Here is a 17922-nt window from a genome sequence, read left to right on the forward strand (position 1 = left end):
AATTGATCGTAATACAATCGTTGGAACTTATCAAAACTCATTCGCTTAAAATAATAAGACCGAAGCGTATCTGATCCGCCCCGGTTCTGCTACGATCATTATTCACCTTTATTTCACAGATTCGCTGTCTCCTTTAAATACTTCAATCATCATCAATGCCCCCATTCTATAGCCTTGGATAAACGATAATGCTGATTGCAAAGAGTTCGAATCACTTTGTAGATCGAACAGCTTTTCGACTTGCTCAAATTCCTCTTCGGAAAATTGTTCTTTGAGCATTTGTAAGGATTCGGTGATTTTCTGATTGATCTTCTGGAACTCCGGATCGCTTGGCTTAACCAACTCATTCGGGCGCAACCTGCCATAATAAAAATCCTCCAAAATGATTCATTAGGCCTCCTTTCGCAGACTAACAATCTTTCCATGCATAAATTTTATGCGAAAACCGCATAAATATCAATATGCAATTTTCGCATAAAGTAAACTTGGCTTGGGTGATGAGCATTGTATAAGAGAATCCGTGACTTACGCGAAGACAAAGACCTGACACAACAACAAATGGCTGAGCTTTTACATATCACACAAGCCACTTATTCCCGCTATGAGAATGGAAATTTGGATGTCCCGAGTGCTGTTTTAATTACTCTAGCCAATTTCCATAAAGTAAGCATCGACTATATTCTAGGTCAGACAGACAACTCCAAGCGTTATCCTGTAAAAAAAGAATAATCCGTAGCAGAAACAAGCTCTTGTGACGAACCATAGGAGCTTGTTTTATGTTACTGCCACCACATCTCACCGAATGCCTGATTGATTGTGAAGATCACTTCACTTTAATAATGATTTACTCGAACATCTCATCGCTGACTGAATGGAAAATCGGCTTGTTAACAATACTAATAGGTGTTGAAGACCTCTCCGCTACCTCCTCCAATGTCATACCAGTCACATAGTATCTCTTGATTACCACATTCATCGGTTCGCCTAATTCTATAATATATTTATCTGGCTCATATACTCTAACTACTCTTTGTCCCCAAGGCTGTTCAAATATGACATGTTGAATAGCCGAACGACAGGAGGATCGGCTTGTTTTCAGACTGTGCTTTGGCAAAAGCCTCTTCTCCCCATGGATACCAGTCTACGGGATTGTGGGCATGCTGCAAAAGATACGGGGATTTTCTATACTCACCATGTTTTAGTCAATAAAATCCTCCACTGCGGTGCAAAGTAAATTTCCTTACATATTATAGGGTAAAACCTTCGATGAAAGGAAATTTAATATATGGAATATTTCGACATGCTGTCCAAATTAGGTGTTGGTAATGCTCATCCTGGGGGATTTTCTGCAACCTTGAAGCAGTTTGAACATTATCCCCTACCCACTAGCTCCAGAATTCTTGAAATTGGTTGTGGCACAGGTAGAACATCTTGTTATTTAGCTGCTCAGGGTCATGATGTAGTAGGTATAGATATTCGCCCAGATATGATTGCAAAAGCAAAAAAGCGGGCTGAAAAAGAGAATGTAACCTTGAAATTCCTAGAAGGAGACGCACTTTCACTGCCTTTTCCTAACGAATCATTTGATGTGATTCTTGTCGAGTCTGTATCCATCTTCACCGATACAAGGAAGGCATTCTCGGAATACTACAGGGTTTTGCGGTCTGGAGGCCAACTTTTTGACAGAGAAATGACCCAACGAAAACCCATGTCTACTGAAATCAAGCAAGAAATTACTAAATTTTACCATTTTGATAAGCTATGGGACATTAAGGAGTGGTTAGCTTTAGTAGAAATCATAGGATTTAATCGTTCAAAGATAGAGGGTCCCTACCGGTTTCCTAAAACAAATCTGGATTTGTTTGAGCAACCTGACGCTCATCAACAAATTGATGAAGGTTCCTTTCTTGACCCCTCCATTTGGGAAGTAATCAGTAAGTACAACAGTATAATGGACAGTTATGCAGAATATATCGGATTTATTCTTGTGATTGGAACTAAATAAACTTGTTGTTCGCCATGCTACAAAAAAAGAACAAAAGCCTAGCAATATAGGCTATTGTTCATGCTTCATGCGCTTCATAGGCTTTGTAACTAAACAAAGAAACCAGCAGATAAAATGATTACCAACAAAATATAAAGAACCAAAATTGCAGCCGTAGAAGTAAATCCGTGACAAACATCAGGATATCCCATTGATTTCCCCTCCTCATTCTTTTCTAACACAGGATATGCGCCGTTCGTTCTGAATGTATGGATTATAACCCAATTATCATGGAGGAATATATATGTCTGATTTGAACCGACAAAACTTAACCGTGAAATACATTCCGCCTGCCACTTCACTGCAACCTCTTTCTGCTGAATTATATTTAGATAATGGATATGCACACAATAATCCTATCTATATGTATTATGAATCCAATGATCCGCAATATAAGCAAAAGGTTTACTTTGGGACTCCACACCAATATTCAAACCAAATATACCCAGACCGAGGGTATAGTAACTTGACTCTTTCTAGAAACATTACTTTGCTGGATATAAAGCAAGCCGATGTAAATGGGGACAGAACGCTTGATAACATATATTTATTCGGCAATAAACCAGAAGGAACTGGAGACTTTGCTGATCAAATCACACTTGCGATCCAAGATGGACATTCTAACATAACTACAACGGTAAATCTTCAATACAATGCTGGATATAATGCCAGACTTTTTCTGGGGGATTTCTCCAAAGATGGCGTAGCGGATATTTTAATAAGTATTGACTCTGGAGGAAGCGGCGGATATGGCATATTCTATGTGTATTCCTTTAAGGATAACCATCTACAAGAAATGTTTAATGTTGAGAAATACAATACTGAATATAAATTCAATGTAAATTATGAGGATTTTTACAAGGTAAGCATAGGGAATCCCCAATTAAACGTGCTATTCACTATAGACATTAGCTATAAGGGCGTAGAATATTTATCACAATACTACAACGAAGATGGCAAACTAAAACAACCCGTAAAAGGAGAGGTTCTTGCTTTAGGTGCGTTATATCCCATTGTTACAAACCCAAAAAGTAATAGTTATGATTTACTCGCGATTCAACGAATTATCGGCACTACTAATTCGGATACATTAGGGTATGTAGAAAATATTTTAACATGGGAAGGTACTAAATTTATTTCAACAAGATTGTTAGTAGCCATACTTGGTACTAATTTAATTGCCCTTTATTGATCAATTTTATGATGAGGTAGTTCTTCAGTAACTACAATTGATAACATGCAGTCACCACTTTTCTGTGGGATTTGGGTAAAGTATTGCTAAGTTAAACATAAAAGCGACCATGCAAGGAGCATAGTCGCTTTTATGTTTTCGAGTATTGCTATTGTCTAGGGTCTGATTGGAGTAAGAGAATTAAGCAACGCAAGCGAATGAAGCGGTGGCCTTTATTTATTGTAACTCAAATCGCGTCTGCCTGTTAATGCTAGCCTCTAAGAGCGTATGAATAATTACTGGTTTATAGCAATCACACCAACTTGCTCTCCGAACTGTCCCATCCACAGCTCTCCGTTGCCAATCATAACACCTTTCGAATTAATAAATACTTTATCGAGTTTTTGAGCTAATAACGCCTTCTTGACTTTAGCAGTCATGATTTTGTCATATTTTGCAATAAAATCTTTCTTGGTTTTGATTTCTATGGTTTTCCCCTTATTATTCACTTTCAATGGGTACACCATCAAATTGGCGACGTCAGATTTTTTTCCTGCTTTAACGTATTTCTGCAGCAAACTGAAGTTATGCTCAAATACGACTGGATTTTTGATGCCTGCTATCTCAAATGGATTGCTAGTAATATTAACCGCAATAACTCCAAGTTTATTGTTTCGTACGCCCATCCACAAATCTCCATCTCCAACCATAACTCCTTGATAGTTCATAAACAGGTTGTCGACTTTTTGAGCTAGCAGAATGTCACGTACTAGAGAAGTGAAGATGCGATCGTATTTCTTAATAAATTCTTGCTTGTTATAAATAACATACTGTTTGTTGTCTTTGTTCAAATTCATGGGATAGGAGATTAGATCTGCCACTTCTGCAGGTTTGTTATCCTTAACCGCTTTTTGTAATTTGGAAAAATAAGCCGTAAATTCTGCTGGATCGTCTATGCCAGCAACCTCATAAGGATTGTTGCTATCTGAACTCATTACATAAGCAGGTGTTGAATTATTTGCACCTTGCTCCGCCCAGGCTTGACCGGAAAATGCTGTTATAACCATTGAGAAACTCAAAAAAATCATGGCTTTTTTCATGCTATTTTTTGTCATCATTCTTTCCTCCAAATAAATTTATACTCCGAGTATATAACTATGATAAGTACAACAAGTGTACAAAACTTAATTATTCATGTAAATTTTTGTCACCTGATTTGTCACCTGATTATTCGAATGTCACGAATACTCAACACATTTATTTTATTCTGAAAATAGCCGTACGATTTGCCATACAACGCTCTAATCAGTATGTAAGACACTAACAAGAGCTAGTGTCTTGTCACTATTACACTCTTATTTTTTTGCAGGTTTACAAATAAATGGACCGACAGGTTTGTTCGTCAATACCCGGGACGCTTCACGCACGTTTTTAGCAAAAACTAACGGACGCTGAATTGCCTCCCAATGGATATACCAGATATTTGGATTTGTGAATAACCAATGGTTATGAAGAGCTGTTACTTTTATTCCTGATTTTCGAAGTCTGGAGATAAACGGATTGATTTCCTTCGTTAGTATCACTGATTCTCCAAGACATAACGCTCTGCCATCTGCCCCCACACTCTCGTAGGAAATACCAAAAGGAAGTGTGAATAGGCCCTTAGAACGTCTACCTAAAATTTTCACCTTAATATTTGTACGTAACTTTGTGGCTACACATACTCCGTTTACGACTTGTGCTTCACCGCCAAAAATCTCGGCAAACCTCTTACATTGTGGACTTATACTCATATCTATCACTCCCCATCGTTTGATAAGTTATAGTATTTGAAGTGAAAACTTTTGGAACGGTGTTTATCATCTAGTAGAAAAAATTGAGTAGATTAACCCAAAACTTTTAACACCCATATATTTACATTTATTGATACATATGCTATGTTTTCTATGAAAGCGCCATCATGAATCGGTAGATTGAACAGGTATTCATCATATTCCACATCGAAAGGAAGATGACAATGAAAACTTGGCTCAAAAAGGCAAGTGCACTGATGCTGGCAATGACTCTAATGCTTGGATGGGTGACAGCAGCCCCCGTTCATGCAGACACCAACACTCCCCCCGCATTATTCACGATTGAAAGTGAGAACGCACAACTTAGCTCTGACCTGCAAGTGGTGACGCAAATTTATGGACAACCTAAGCCCGGGTACTCTGGAAACGGATTTGTCTGGATGCAGAACTCCGGTACACTAACCTTTACCGTGGCGGTCCCGGAAACCGGCATGTATTCGATCCGGACCCGATACATGCAGGAGCTCAGTCCAGACGGACGTCTTCAATCTTTAAGTGTTAACGGCGTTACCAAAGGTTCGTATATGCTGCCCTATACAACTACGTGGTCGAATTTCGATTTTGGCTTTCAAAAGCTGAACCAAGGCAATAACACCATCCAAATAAAGGCTGGCTGGGGATTTGCTTATTTTGACACCTTTACGGTAGATGTTGCTGTTCTTGATCCTTTGGATGTGCAGCCTGTCCTTACCGACCCTAAGGCTACACCGGAAACGCACGCTTTGATGAATTATTTAACAGAGGTTTACGGCAAACATATGATCTCTGGCCAGCAAGAAATTTATGGAGGTGGAAATGACGGCAACTCCGAGCTCGAGTTCGATTGGATCCATAATCTAACCGGAAAGTATCCGGCCATCCGCGGCTTCGATCTAATGAACTATAATCCGCTGTACGGCTGGGAGGACGGCACAACCGCCCGGATGATCGATTGGGTGAATAACCGGGGAGGGATCGCAACAAACAGCTGGCATATCACTGTGCCGCGTAATTTCACCAGCTATCAGCTAGGACAGGCCGTGGATTGGAAGGAAGCCACCTACAAACCGACAGAAACCAATTTTAAAACAGCCAATGCGGTCATTCCCGGTACCAAAGAATATCAATACGTAATGATGGCTATCCAGGATCTGGCGGAACAGCTGCAGATTCTGCAGAATAACAAGGTGCCGGTTATCTTCCGTCCCTTTCATGAGGCAGAGGGCAACGGCGGGTTGAATGGCGAAGGCGCGTGGTTCTGGTGGGCTTCGGCAGGCGCGGACGTGTATAAACAGCTGTGGGATTTGCTCTACACCGAACTTACGGAGACATACGGCTTGCACAACTTGATCTGGACCTACAACAGCTATGTGTATAGCACCTCTCCCGCATGGTATCCCGGCGATGATCAGGTGGATATGGTCGGTTATGATAAATACAATACGGTCTACAACCGCTATGACGGTTTGTCCGGCGTACCCAATGAGGATGCCATTACCTCGATTTTCTATAAGCTTGTTGACTTGACCGGTGGCAAGAAGATGGTTGCGATGACCGAGAATGATACCGTACCTAGTGTGAAGAACCTGACCGAGGAAAAATCGGGCTGGCTCTACTTCTTACCGTGGTATGGTGAGCATCTCATGAGTACCGCTTTTAATTATCCGGCTACTCTGAAAACACTGTATCAAAGTAATTATGTAATCACGCTGGATGAGCTGCCCGATCTAAAGGTGGACGATCCCACTCCAAGCGCGTCTATTACACCTGCAAACGTTGATTTTGACAAATATGGGCCGTCTCAGAACGACAAAGCCATAACCGTGAATGCTAACGGCAAAACATTAACCGCTCTCCGGGCAGGTGGAAGTGCATTGACCGTGAATCAGGATTATACCTTGAGCGGAAGTACACTGCTGCTAAAAAAAGCCTTCCTGGGTGGGCTGCCGGTTGGCGAGCATTCAATCATCTTTGATTTTAATCAAGGGCAAGATCCCGTATTAAAAGTCAACATTGTCGATTCCACACCGGGCGCTGCGATTTCGCCCGTAAATGCGGCATTTGATAAAGCGGCAAATCTGCAGCAGGATATTTCCCTATCCCTTACCTTAAACGGACTCCAGCTTGCAAGTATAACGAATGGAAATTATACGCTTATACCAGGCCAGGATTATACATCATCAAGCACTGCTGTCGTTCTGCGCAAACCCTATCTTTCCACGCTACCGCTGGGCCAGAACGCGATAACCTTTCATTTCAACGGAGGAAATAATGCCATTCTTACTGTAAATGTAGTGGACAGCAGTGTTCCTGTACCCGCGGGAGACTTGACGATCCAGAGCTTTAACGGCAATACGAGTGCTTCTACCACCGGAATTTCACCCAAATTCAAAGTAGTCAATACCGGCGATTCAGCAATTCAGCTTGGTGATGTCAAGCTCCGGTATTACTATACGATTGACGGTGAAGACGCGCAGAGTTTCTGGTGTGACTGGGCCAGTATCGGGGGTACGAATGTAACCAGCAAATTCGTTAAACTGGCGACTCCGGTTGCCGGAGCTGATTATGTTCTGGAAATTGGCTTTACGAGTTCGGCTGGAACGCTTAATCCCGGCCAGAGCGCAGAGATTCAAGCACGGTTCTCCAAAAACAACTGGTCCAATTACAACCAGGCTGACGATTACTCGTTCGAGGCATCCAGCAGTCAGTTCGTAAACAATGAACAGGTTACCGGGTATATGAACGGTCAGCTTGTATGGGGGATTGAGCCGTAAGGAGGCAAGAAAAAAGGGTTGGATCGGGGTTTCACCCTACTCCAGCCCTTTCTGTTATGTTAGACAAAAATGAGAATTAACTGATTTCTCGTACATTTTTATGATGAAATCAAATTCAAAGGCCTAAATCCGTGTTCTCGTTCACATAGAGCTCGCTGGGTTGAATTCGATGCTGGCCGGTGTGCAGCAGTTCTGGCAAACGCCCCATCCGCTCAGCCAAACGGGAAAGTTTTTGCTCATGAAAATTAGATAACCCCGTATGAATCCGGTCCTGGAAAGGCTCAAGCCATCTTGACTCTAAGCCATCAGAACCAAAATAAACCCCGAGCAGAGAGCCGGCTGTTGCCCCAAAGCTGTCCGTATCATTGCCTTGCATTACCTGCTTGCATATCCCGTCACCTACATGTTCTGCAAATCGAAATGTATTTATTAAAGTACCTATTTCCTGATAAACCTGACAGTGGGAATAATTCGCATACTTATCGTTAATGCTCTGATAGGCTTCCAGCCAGTTATCTGCATTCGCTACCATCGTCAGGCAATCCTCAGTAATCTCATAGAATCGGCTCCTTCTAGGTACGAATTGCAGTGCAGTACTGATGATTTCGACAGGATTGCGCAGCACATGTGCGACAGCAATCGCAGCAGCAATGAACATCGTGGAGTAGATACCGGTCCGGCGATGTGTAAAACTTGCATCCCGCCAAGCTAGCTCAGCCGCAAGCGCGGGTTGACCGGGGCAGGCATAGCCGTAAGCATCTGCACGAATCGCTGCCCCGCATAGTTCCGTATCTTGTACCCAAAGATCGGGCCAAGCCTCTATTTCAGAGTGATTGAATATCTCCCTGTCATGTTCCAAATAGCTAATCCCCGATTGAAGCAAGATGGACCTCTCCGGACCCCAAGTTGTACTTATCGGAAGATGATTTATCCATAAATCCCTTACATTTCTTTTCGTAAAACCCTCGCCGAATTGCTCCAGCACAAGCATTCCCATTAAGGTGTAATTGATATCGTCGTCAGGTGCTACATAATGAATTCGCCCCCGAGTCGTCTCATACCAGGACCAATGACGACGATCCAACGCATGGAGGATATCATCAGAAATGTAATCGTTCAGTGGCCATTCCCCTACGGAAGTAAGCGCTTGACGCAATTCCGCCAAGCTGGGGTTTACCTCGATCGGTTTGCCCAGCATGGAGCCGCAGACCGAAGCGAGGAATCCCGCCTCTACCCGCTTGGAGCTGTCCTTCAGATTCAGGATTCCGACCTGGCCTAGAGGTCGAGCCGGATCACATTCCCGCCATATCTCTTCTAAATCATCCGGCTCATAGTATGTCCAATTGTCCCTCATTGGAATAGCAGCCAAGCTATGAGCGAATTCCAGATAGGCATCATAGCTTGCAGGAAGCTGTTCCAGCTTGGCTAAATAACCCGAGGTTTGATGCCCCTGCGCGAATTTATTGCGGAGAACCCCCTCCAATTGACGTTTAAGAAATGTGAGTGATGGTAGCATGCTGCATCTCCTTTGTCCAAATTAGAATTTATTCTTATTTCATTGACAACTTACCTCAATGTATCAAATGATAGAAGAACATTCTAAATCGTTCTATCAAGAATTATTCGAGAAAGGCATTAAGTACTCCTACCCCAGAATTTCAGGATAAGCTGCACATTTTCAGGTCCGTCTCATTGTAAAATAAATCTAATCCTCTATATTCGTTGGATGAAACCGGAGGGATACCCATTTTGATTAAGAAACTAAAACTCTATTGCAGTAATTTGAATCAGATGATTGAGTTCTACACGGGTGTATTGAATCTCCCGATAAGCAGTAATGATGCACAATCATTTACTCTCTCAGTTGGGAGTTCTGAATTGGAGTATGAATACCAAAGTAATCATAATTCACCATATCATATTGCATTCAACATCCCAGAAAACCAGATTGAAGATGCGATGAATTGGCTTAAAAATAGAGTGGAATTGCTGGATGACAACGGGGATTTAATTATTTTCTTTGAGGATTGGAACGCCCACTCTATTTATTTTAAGGATCCCGACGGAAATATAGTGGAATTGATCGCCCGTCATAATCTTAATAATAGTTCAACTCTTGAGTTTTCTGGTAAATGTCTTTTAAACGTAAGTGAAATTGGCTTACCTGTCCCAGATGTATTATCTGCTGCAGCGTTTTTTGGAGAGAAATATAATCTTTCTCCTTGGAGAGGCCAAAGTGAAACATTTACAGCCGTTGGTGATGAGAATGGGTTGATTATTTTGGTGAAGCAAGGAAGAGTATGGTTTATGTCAGATGTGAAAGCAGAGCCACAATATATCTCTGTCCTGCTAAAGGAACACGGGGAATTTGAAATTCATAAAGCGGTAAACGATCCCGAATGAAGGGGCATTTTCATCAACTAGCTTCTAAATCTATTATAAACAGGCTCCGCATCCAAGCTGATCCCTCGGACGACGAAGCCTATTTCTTCTGTCATTTACTTTGCTTTTGCATCCATTCCAGGCTCAGTTTCCAGTCTTATCAGCAGCGTTGCAATCAGAGCAATCAGAAATCCAGTCGCACAGGCGATCAGGAAACCGCCGAACCCGTCGCCCAGGTAAGCAGGTAAAGTCGGCAGTCCCGCAAAAGCGAAGGAGATCGCGGACGATCCGAACATCCCGGCCATTCCGCCGCCAACGGCCCCAGCACAGCAGACAATGACCATCGGCTTGCGCAAGGGCAGATTCACACCGAACATCGCGGGCTCGGTGACTCCGAACAAGGCCGAAATGGAGGCGGACAAGCTTAAGGTTTTGAACTTTTTATCTTTGGCTTTGAAGAATACCGCGAGCGCCGCTCCTGCCTGTGCGAACGAGGCCGGGCCCATCAGAGCCAAAAGGGTATCCGAACCATTCAGACTGATATTATTGATTGCGAGCGGCACCAGACTCCAGTGCAGACCGAAGATGACCATCGGCTGAATGATTGCACCCAGAACCATTCCCGCTCCTACCGGACTGAGATTATATACAAAGCTGTACCCTTTGGCGAGCGCATCCCCGGCAAGTGTGCCCATCGGTCCAAACACCAGCAGCGTCACGGACGATACCACAACAATAGAGATCAAAGGTGTAAAAAACTCACGAATAATCTCTGGTAACACTTTAATGCATATTCGTTCGACATAGACCAGCAAGCCAACTGCGAGAATTATGGGAATGGCACTTGCCGGATAGTTAACAGAAGTAATCCCCATGCCAAAAAACTGTATGGTCTCATGGCCTGCAAACTGTGTGGTCAGACTTGGGTATAGCAACACCCCGGCGACCACAACAGCGGTAAATGGATTCGCCCCGAATTTTCGGGCTGCTGTATACGCCAGAAGAATGGGAAGATAGTAGAACAGACTGTCCGCCATCGCGTTCAGCACTGTATACGTGCCTTCCGTTTTACTGATCAGTTCCAGCGCCGCCGCGCCAGCCAATAACCCTTTCATAATGCCTGCTGCACTCAGAATATTAACAATCGGAAGAAAGATTCCAGAGATGCCGTCAATAATGATATTAACCGCGCTTCTTTTGGAGTGCTGCACAGATGTTGCCTGATTATGTACTTCCATATGATCCCCCTGCGTCCTTATGGTGATATCTGACTGACAATAGATTTCAGCCAATCTTTCGACGTCTACTATAGCATAGTGGTCTGCGGGTGAGGCACCCCAATAATTAGTGCATTTCATGCAGACTAAGACCGCATTTCGGATATACGGCACCTATACTTCCAAACAAAAGACCCGCAAGAGGGTCGCTTTTTTCAAAGCTTCCATCTTACGGGTCACCGGTCAGACCCGCATTCCTGCAGGTTGTTTAAAATACTTTTGTCGTCCACGATTCGCAGTTCCACGTTTCTGTCACGATATCGCGGTAGAATTCGGGTTCATGGGATATCAGCAAAATGCTGCCCTTATAGGCTTTGAGCGCACGCTGCAGCTCGTCCTTCGCATCTACGTCGAGATGGTTGGTTGGTTCGTCCAGCACCAGCAGATTGGTCTCGCGGTTAATCAGCTTGCACAAACGGACTTTGGCTTTCTCGCCACCGCTTAAGACCGCGATCTTGCTCTCGATATGATTGGTCGTCAGACCGCATTTGGCAAGAGCCGCCCGTATTTCAAACTGAGTGTAGGACGGGAACTCTGTCCAAATCTCTTCAATACAGGTGTTGTAGTTCGTTCCCTTGATCTCCTGCTCGAAATAGCCGATTTCCAGCAGATCGCCGAGTCTGGCCGAACCTGAAATTGCCGGGATCTGGCCGAGAATGCTGCGCAGCAATGTCGTTTTACCGATACCGTTCGCGCCGACGAGCGCAATTTTTTGTCCGCGTTCCATTTGGAGATTCAGGGGTCTCGACAACGGAGAATCGTATCCGATCACGAGCTCCTTGGTTTCGAAAATAAGCTTGCCGGAAGTGCGCGCATCCTTGAAGTTGAACTGCGGTTTCGGTTTTTCTCTGGCGAGTTCGATAACGTCCATCTTATCCAGCTTTTTCTGCCGGGACATCGCCATATTACGTGTAGCCACACTGGCTTTGTTCCGGGCAACGAAGTCCTTCAGATCCGCGATCTCCTGCTGCTGGCGTTTAAACGCAGATTCAAGCTGCGATTTCTTCGCCTCATACACCTGCTGGAAGTACTCGTAATCGCCCACATAACGCGTCAGCGACTGATTCTCCATATGATAGATCAGGTTGATGACACTGTTCAGGAACGGAATGTCATGCGAAATCAAAATGAAAGCATTCTCGTATTCCTGCAAATACCGCTTCAGCCATACAATGTGCTGCTCGTCGAGATAGTTCGTAGGTTCGTCCAGCAGTAGAATGTCCGGCTTCTCCAGCAGCAGCTTGGCCAGCAGGACCTTGGTCCGCTGACCACCGCTGAGATCATGAACGTCCTTATCCAGACCGATATCCGTCAGTCCCAACCCGCGGGCAGTTTCATCCACTTTGGCATCGATCATATAGAAATCCTGGCTTGTCAGTGTGTCCTGAATCGTTCCGACATCCTCCAGCATCTGCTCCAGTTCCTCAGGAGACACCTCGCCCATTCTGCCATACATGTCATTCATCTCTTGTTCCATGTCAAAGAGATATTGAAAGGCACCCCGCAAAACATCGCGAATCGATTGTCCCTTCGTCAGTACGGCGTGCTGGTCCAGATAACCGGCCCGCATACGTTTTGCCCATTCGACTTTACCTTCGTCCGGCTGAAGCTTGCCTGTGATGATGTTCATGAAGGTGGATTTACCTTCACCGTTGGCGCCGATCAGTCCGATATGTTCGCCCTTTAGCAGACGGAATGATACATCGGTGAAAATCGCGCGGTCGCCAAATCCGTGACTCAGCTTTTCTACATTTAATATGCTCATGTAATAAACACCTTTTCCTTTATACTGTACTCTTGTCATATTATAAAGGCTAAAGCGGCACAACTCCAGACAGGTTTTAAAAAATTGCAATTTCACAGCTCCGCTATACGCCGCTGAATGCGCGGGAACAGCCCCATGGCATTCTGATAAAACACCTTCTCATGGTGCTGCTCGGGTACAAGTCGACGGACGAACTCAGCATACAAGCCGATCGGTGCGAGCGGCCAGTCGGTTCCGAAGAGCATTTTCTCGTAGTGATCCGAGTACACCAACGCCCTGCGGAAATGGTCCATGAATAGCGGTTCATTCATGAACCGGTCAAAATGAGGCCGGTCACCGACGACAAGACCAGACAAATCAGCATAAACATTCGGGTTCTTGGCCACCACTTCGGCAGCGTCCATGACCCAGGGATCACCCAAATGGCAGATCATGAAGTTCACCCCGCGCTGCTGATAGGCTAATTCATCTACGGTAAGCGGATGCGAATACTTCAGCAATCCATTCATCGAATAGGTATCACCGGTATGAATGACCACAGGAACGCCGTACCTCGCAGCGAGTTCATACACGGGTGTGTAGATGTTGTCGTAGACATAATGATGGTAATACCCGGCATACAACTTGATCCCCGCCACCTCCGGCGCTTGCAGCCGTGCTTCGATCCGGTCCAGCTCCTGCCAGGCTTGCTTCCCGGTGAGCAGATTCGGATTGATGCCGACGCATTCCATCAGAAATGGCGGGACGCTCTCTTCCAGATCAAGGCCCATCGGGTTAGGTGAGTTGGAATCGGGAAAAGCTCCCTTGGTCTGCTCAGTCACACCCATTCCAATACCAAGAATGACATCGTTCTTGTCAAACTCCGCCTTTAGGCCTGCGGTAGTGTAATCAACTTTGGACAGATCCGCTGCTGTCTGATGAAAGCTCTCGATATTGGAGAGGTGGATATGAATATCAATGATCGGCATGTAAGGTCTCCTTATCTGCGGCCGGGCTGGCGAACTTCAGCTTAAGCAGGCTCTGGATATCCCTTGAATTCAGCTCGATTCCTCCCAGGATCAGAAAGGTCGGCTGTGTCATGGCAGTCTCCCCGTTCAAAAGAGCAAGCTGATGTTCCGTGCCATATTCGATTACTTTGTTGTTCACATAAGCTGAGGCGGTTTGATTAGGATAGTTATTCACTGCATGCAGCATATTGAGGCGGGTAACAACGCCAATCCGCAGCAGCCCCTTGGCGTGTAGCTCAGCTTCCAGGTTCCCGGTAAGGAATCGTCCTTCTCCGGGAACATCGATCCAGCCTTCGTTGAACGATGGTGAAGGCCGGAAGAAATGAGACTCTTGCAGCTTATACTCTGGCAGCATCATACCACTCTCATTGGTGACCGAATGCAGCATACAGAGGACTGGAGCACCTGGCAGCATGAGGTAAAACTGCTTGATCGACATTCCCCGATACATTTTATGCTGCTCGATCCGGGTGGTTAGACTCATTCCTGTCCAGACGTTGCCTTGATCATCCGTACATTCCGCCCATGCCGCATGCCTTGGCTCCTGCTGCCGGCTAAAGCCATTCATTCCGGGAATATGTACGCCTAGACCGCCATACCAGGGATTCCACCAGGAACGCGGAACCGGTACCGGATACGAGCTATCCAGCCATTCTTCACCCTGGTGCTTCAAGGAATGCACAACACTGCCGAATCCGGGGTCAGCCGCAATAGAGAGGACACCGTTGCTCACTGAATATATTGTCCCGGCCGTCCCCTCCTGAATTTCACGTCTGACACTCGCATCCGTCTGAGGGAACCACACTGCAGAGCGTTCCTGAATCCGATCCTCACCTCGATAGACGGCACGCACTTTCCAAGTGGATTCTCCGGTTCCCTGAATCCTCTTGTCCTCAGGAGAGAATTCCACATTTGCAGAATGCAGGTTCTGCTCTGGGCGAAGCACAACATTCGCGATTCTTTGATCTTCTTCCCCATCACATTGGACATATAGCTCGAGTTCCCCGGCAAGCGGAAGCAGCTTTCGTTCGATCAGCTCCGCATGAAGTACCGGAGACTTGAACGGATTGCCGCCTCCAAGCACAATTTCCAGATGATTATCCAGCACAGGTACAACCGGGGCCGGACATTTACGGGCGAAGGAACGGAAATCCGACCAGTTAGCGAAGGTGTTCAGAGCAAATATCGTCGGCTTCGTCTTCACTGCTGCTCCAGGAGCGATTCGACCGAGATCATGCTCTAGTCCGAGCGGATATTCCGAGCGTAGCAGCTTCAAGGAAGGGTCCCAGCAGATTCCACAAGCCACGTTCTCTTCCTTGTTGAACAGCCAGTTCTCCGTGATCTGAGCACTATCCCAGCGATCCGGACTGCCAGAGTACGCCTCGCCCATATCAACATAACGGCCCTGATACGGCAGAATGAGCCGATTGCCGAAGAAACCGAAGTTCGTCAGCAAATATACGTTCTCCTCCAGCTCAATACTGCTGCTATTCATTACTTCATAATGAAATTCGGCGATCCCGCTTGCAAACAGCTTGGTTACTGATTTCAGTTGCAGACCAGAAAAGTTCTCCGACTCGTACAAGGCTTCCAGAACCTGACTCTCTCCTTCCGGATAGATCTTCACTTCTGTAGCTTGCTTCTTCGAGAATTCTTCCGCAAACGGTTTTCCAAGCTTGGGATAGTTCCACCAAAAGTTGTGGCGGGAGTCTGGATATTCGATCCACATGTTATTACTTAGCTTGTGAAGGTGAACCGAAAAAGCACCGTTCACAGCGACCCATTGCTCCCCGTTCTGTCCTCCGTAACGCCCCTCTGTTCCCTTCATAAGTACGGACAGCTTGCTTGTAAAGATAACTAGCTTGCCGTTTACCGGAACCGCCGTTACCTGAACTTCGTGAGAGTAAAGACCGTATGATTGCAAGGTGAAGGGTACCCGAATAGAGGTTTTGCCTTTAGCCGGTATGGTGATGCGGACCGAACGTTCAGCCCACTCCACGATTTTATCCTCAGGCCAGTCAAACGTGAACTCCGCTTGTGAGGTGAAATTGTTCTCCACATTCAGATATAGCTCGGCCGGAATACCCGGATGCAGTTCTTTGGCTGGCAGTACCATCTGCATCTTGACCGGAAATTTCGGAGTGATACCTATACAGAACTTGGCCTGTCTGCCACCGATGATCCAGGTGCTCATGACAACAGGATGGGTCTTCTTGTTATTCTGCTCCTCCAGGATCGGGTCGAGCTGGAAATCCCCCTCCACGATTACTGCTTCTCCCGGAGCGATCGTTCGGGCGATATCCAGGGCAAACCGGATATTCTTATCGTTATGCCCCTTGATTTCTATTGAAAGCTCGGTTGCCAAGCGGTTTTCGATTCGGTAGCGGACCTTGTAAGCAGAACCAAATACGAGGTTATGCTCTTCGATCTCTGTTGAGATCGCATATTCTGGCGTATCCAGAGCGGTCAGCCCGCGGCCCGTCGTCTCAAATTCTGCCCGCAAGGCCAGTTCTCCCTTACGCCACGTATAGTCCAGGAAATCGAAGCCGTGCTTATGGCGGCCATCCGGTTCGATCACAAGTTCACGGGTGCTGTCTGCGTACCAGTCAAGCTCCTCGAAATACGGTGTGAGCGCTTCCGTTTGTAATATCGTCGGAATGAAGTTCATCAAGTGAACGTAATCATCATTTTTTTCCCAGAAGAACCCACATTTCTTATACATGGGCACGGCCTTGGTATTGCCCGCCCAGGTGAACAGATCGAGCCGTGGCCAGCCCGCTTCGACGGTCTTGCGGACAGCGTTCAATATCAAATTGCGGCCGACCTTACGTCCGTGATAATCGGGCCTCACATTCAGCAGCGGTACATACAAAGCGCCTTCATCTTGCTGGTAATGGGCGAAGCTGCAGAAACCCACAACCTCCTCGCCATCGACGGCAAGAAAAGCATGCAGATTGGACGAAATCTCCATTTTCCGGCGAATGCTGTCCTCTGTTCTTAGATTGGTGCCCCCGCCCCAATTTTCGTTGCTGCGGTTCCACATATCAGCGAGCGCTCCAGCGTAAGAAGGATCATATTCAACAATACGAATAGGTTCAGCAGTAATATTGATTGTCATGCTCATATCCCCTTATTTTCATTTGATAGTGCAACTCTATGCCTTGCTATATGAAATCCGGACCTTCCTCAATATCGCCGCAAAATACTTTTTTCTTATAATTACGGTTATTATATTCGACTAAAAATTGCTCTTCATAATGTAAACAATATTCAATTTGTTCTCTGAAACTCTTCCAGGTTATTTTTTCAAGTGCCTCTTCAATAGAATAATATCGAATCTCTAAGCTTTCAGCCGATGTTCTAAACTCTCCACCGATGGGTCTTCCCATAAATAAGGTGTTACAAACTGATCCCTTAACATTCTGAAAAAAACCACAAAATTTAATGATTTCTATATCCATGCCTGTCTCTTCTTTCGTTTCCCGCAAAGCTGCAGCAGACAGTGATTCCCCCTCTTCGACTCTGCCTCCTGGGATTTCCCATCCACGCTTCGGTCCGTATTTTAGCAGTATTTCGTTACGATCATTAATCACAACCACAGCAGCAGTCACTGTATGCTTCGGAGAAACCTCCATTTCACAACTCCTCTCATCCTTCATTTTGCCCATAC

15 protein-coding genes and 1 pseudogene are annotated in these 17922 nt (G+C 45.4%); 5 read left to right on the plus strand and 11 right to left on the minus strand.

From position 1 onward, the window contains the following. Positions 1-108: 108 nt before the first annotated feature. Positions 109-381 (minus strand): DUF6809 family protein, encoded by a 273-nt coding sequence (locus tag ACTJKB_RS03645; protein WP_440831844.1) that lies wholly within the window; start codon positions 379-381, stop codon positions 109-111. Positions 382-504: 123 nt separating this feature from the next. Here ACTJKB_RS03645 and ACTJKB_RS03650 point away from each other — a divergent pair, with 123 nt between their 5' ends. Then, the gene (locus tag ACTJKB_RS03650; protein WP_440831845.1) at positions 505-729 is read left to right on the plus strand and encodes a helix-turn-helix domain-containing protein; all 225 of its coding nucleotides are present in this window, start codon (positions 505-507) and stop codon (positions 727-729) included. 115 nt (positions 730-844) lie between these two features. Here ACTJKB_RS03650 and ACTJKB_RS03655 read toward each other — a convergent pair whose 3' ends face one another. Next, positions 845-1114 (minus strand): hypothetical protein, encoded by a 270-nt coding sequence (locus ACTJKB_RS03655; RefSeq protein WP_440831846.1) that lies wholly within the window; start codon positions 1112-1114, stop codon positions 845-847. After that, positions 1053-1181: pseudogene (locus ACTJKB_RS03660) on the minus strand (DUF255 domain-containing protein); the annotation flags it as partial. The pseudogene ACTJKB_RS03660 and the gene ACTJKB_RS03655, both read right to left, overlap by 62 nt. A 104-nt stretch (positions 1182-1285) precedes the next feature. Between ACTJKB_RS03660 and ACTJKB_RS03665 the strand changes: the two are divergent. Together ACTJKB_RS03665 and ACTJKB_RS03670 are read left to right on the plus strand one after the other, a co-directional pair. Further along, a complete protein-coding gene (locus tag ACTJKB_RS03665) occupies positions 1286-2005 on the plus strand; it encodes a class I SAM-dependent methyltransferase (RefSeq protein ID WP_440831847.1) in 720 nt (239 codons plus the stop codon). Positions 2006-2288: 283 nt separating this feature from the next. Beyond that, positions 2289-3236, plus strand: a complete 948-nt coding sequence (locus ACTJKB_RS03670; RefSeq protein ID WP_440831848.1) for a VCBS repeat-containing protein — start codon at positions 2289-2291, stop codon at positions 3234-3236. A 275-nt stretch (positions 3237-3511) separates the two neighbouring features. On the opposite strand, the gene ACTJKB_RS03675 is transcribed toward ACTJKB_RS03670, so the two are convergent. Continuing rightward, positions 3512-4330 carry a hypothetical protein gene (locus tag ACTJKB_RS03675; protein WP_440831849.1) on the minus strand — a complete coding sequence of 273 codons (819 nt, stop codon included), beginning with the start codon at positions 4328-4330 and terminating at the stop codon, positions 3512-3514. A 240-nt stretch (positions 4331-4570) separates the two neighbouring features. After that, positions 4571-5008, minus strand: coding sequence for a DUF1259 domain-containing protein (locus ACTJKB_RS03680; RefSeq protein ID WP_440831850.1), 438 nt, complete (start codon positions 5006-5008; stop codon positions 4571-4573). A 224-nt stretch (positions 5009-5232) separates the two neighbouring features. Here ACTJKB_RS03680 and ACTJKB_RS03685 point away from each other — a divergent pair, with 224 nt between their 5' ends. Then, complete coding sequence (locus ACTJKB_RS03685; protein ID WP_440831851.1) at positions 5233-7821, plus strand: glycosyl hydrolase; 2589 nt, start codon at positions 5233-5235, stop codon at positions 7819-7821. A gap of 115 nt (positions 7822-7936) precedes the next feature. Here ACTJKB_RS03685 and ACTJKB_RS03690 read toward each other — a convergent pair whose 3' ends face one another. After that, the gene (locus tag ACTJKB_RS03690; RefSeq protein ID WP_440831852.1) at positions 7937-9337 is read right to left on the minus strand and encodes an ADP-ribosylglycohydrolase family protein; all 1401 of its coding nucleotides are present in this window, start codon (positions 9335-9337) and stop codon (positions 7937-7939) included. Positions 9338-9570: 233 nt separating this feature from the next. Between ACTJKB_RS03690 and ACTJKB_RS03695 the strand changes: the two genes are divergently transcribed. Next, complete coding sequence (locus tag ACTJKB_RS03695) at positions 9571-10224, plus strand: VOC family protein (RefSeq protein ID WP_440831853.1); 654 nt, start codon at positions 9571-9573, stop codon at positions 10222-10224. 95 nt (positions 10225-10319) lie between these two features. Here ACTJKB_RS03695 and ACTJKB_RS03700 read toward each other — a convergent pair whose 3' ends face one another. The 5 genes from ACTJKB_RS03700 to ACTJKB_RS03720 form a co-directional block, all read right to left on the minus strand. Beyond that, positions 10320-11441, minus strand: a complete 1122-nt coding sequence (locus tag ACTJKB_RS03700; protein WP_440831854.1) for a PTS transporter subunit EIIC — start codon at positions 11439-11441, stop codon at positions 10320-10322. Positions 11442-11688: 247 nt separating this feature from the next. Further along, positions 11689-13245 carry an ABC-F family ATP-binding cassette domain-containing protein gene (locus ACTJKB_RS03705; RefSeq protein WP_074087970.1) on the minus strand — a complete coding sequence of 519 codons (1557 nt, stop codon included), beginning with the start codon at positions 13243-13245 and terminating at the stop codon, positions 11689-11691. A 92-nt stretch (positions 13246-13337) separates the two neighbouring features. Beyond that, complete coding sequence (locus ACTJKB_RS03710) at positions 13338-14213, minus strand: amidohydrolase family protein (protein WP_440831855.1); 876 nt, start codon at positions 14211-14213, stop codon at positions 13338-13340. Further along, a complete protein-coding gene (locus ACTJKB_RS03715) occupies positions 14200-17370 on the minus strand; it encodes an N-acetyltransferase family protein (protein ID WP_440831856.1) in 3171 nt (1056 codons plus the stop codon). Before ACTJKB_RS03715 ends, ACTJKB_RS03710 begins: the two co-directional genes overlap by 14 nt. A gap of 46 nt (positions 17371-17416) precedes the next feature. Continuing rightward, a complete protein-coding gene (locus tag ACTJKB_RS03720; RefSeq protein WP_440831857.1) occupies positions 17417-17887 on the minus strand; it encodes an NUDIX hydrolase in 471 nt (156 codons plus the stop codon). Between the last annotated feature and the right edge of the window lie 35 nt (positions 17888-17922).

Origin of the sequence: Paenibacillus sp. 22594 (genome assembly GCF_052044425.1) — a bacterium.
Taxonomy (GTDB): Bacteria; Bacillota; Bacilli; order Paenibacillales; family Paenibacillaceae; genus Paenibacillus_AQ.

Excerpts from the sequence above, each read along its gene's own strand:
- ACTJKB_RS03665 (WP_440831847.1), top strand. The coding sequence starts at position 1,286 with ATGGAATATTTCGACATGCTGTCCAAATTAGGTGTTGGTAATGCTCAT.
- ACTJKB_RS03670 (WP_440831848.1), top strand. The coding sequence starts at position 2,289 with ATGTCTGATTTGAACCGACAAAACTTAACCGTGAAATACATTCCGCCT.
- ACTJKB_RS03675 (WP_440831849.1), bottom strand. The coding sequence starts at position 4,330 with ATGACAAAAAATAGCATGAAAAAAGCCATGATTTTTTTGAGTTTCTCA.
- ACTJKB_RS03680 (WP_440831850.1), bottom strand. The coding sequence starts at position 5,008 with ATGAGTATAAGTCCACAATGTAAGAGGTTTGCCGAGATTTTTGGCGGT.
- ACTJKB_RS03685 (WP_440831851.1), top strand. The coding sequence starts at position 5,233 with ATGAAAACTTGGCTCAAAAAGGCAAGTGCACTGATGCTGGCAATGACT.
- ACTJKB_RS03690 (WP_440831852.1), bottom strand. The coding sequence starts at position 9,337 with ATGCTACCATCACTCACATTTCTTAAACGTCAATTGGAGGGGGTTCTC.
- ACTJKB_RS03700 (WP_440831854.1), bottom strand. The coding sequence starts at position 11,441 with ATGGAAGTACATAATCAGGCAACATCTGTGCAGCACTCCAAAAGAAGC.
- ACTJKB_RS03705 (WP_074087970.1), bottom strand. The coding sequence starts at position 13,245 with ATGAGCATATTAAATGTAGAAAAGCTGAGTCACGGATTTGGCGACCGC.
- ACTJKB_RS03710 (WP_440831855.1), bottom strand. The coding sequence starts at position 14,213 with ATGCCGATCATTGATATTCATATCCACCTCTCCAATATCGAGAGCTTT.
- ACTJKB_RS03715 (WP_440831856.1), bottom strand. The coding sequence starts at position 17,370 with ATGACAATCAATATTACTGCTGAACCTATTCGTATTGTTGAATATGAT.
- ACTJKB_RS03720 (WP_440831857.1), bottom strand. The coding sequence starts at position 17,887 with ATGGAGGTTTCTCCGAAGCATACAGTGACTGCTGCTGTGGTTGTGATT.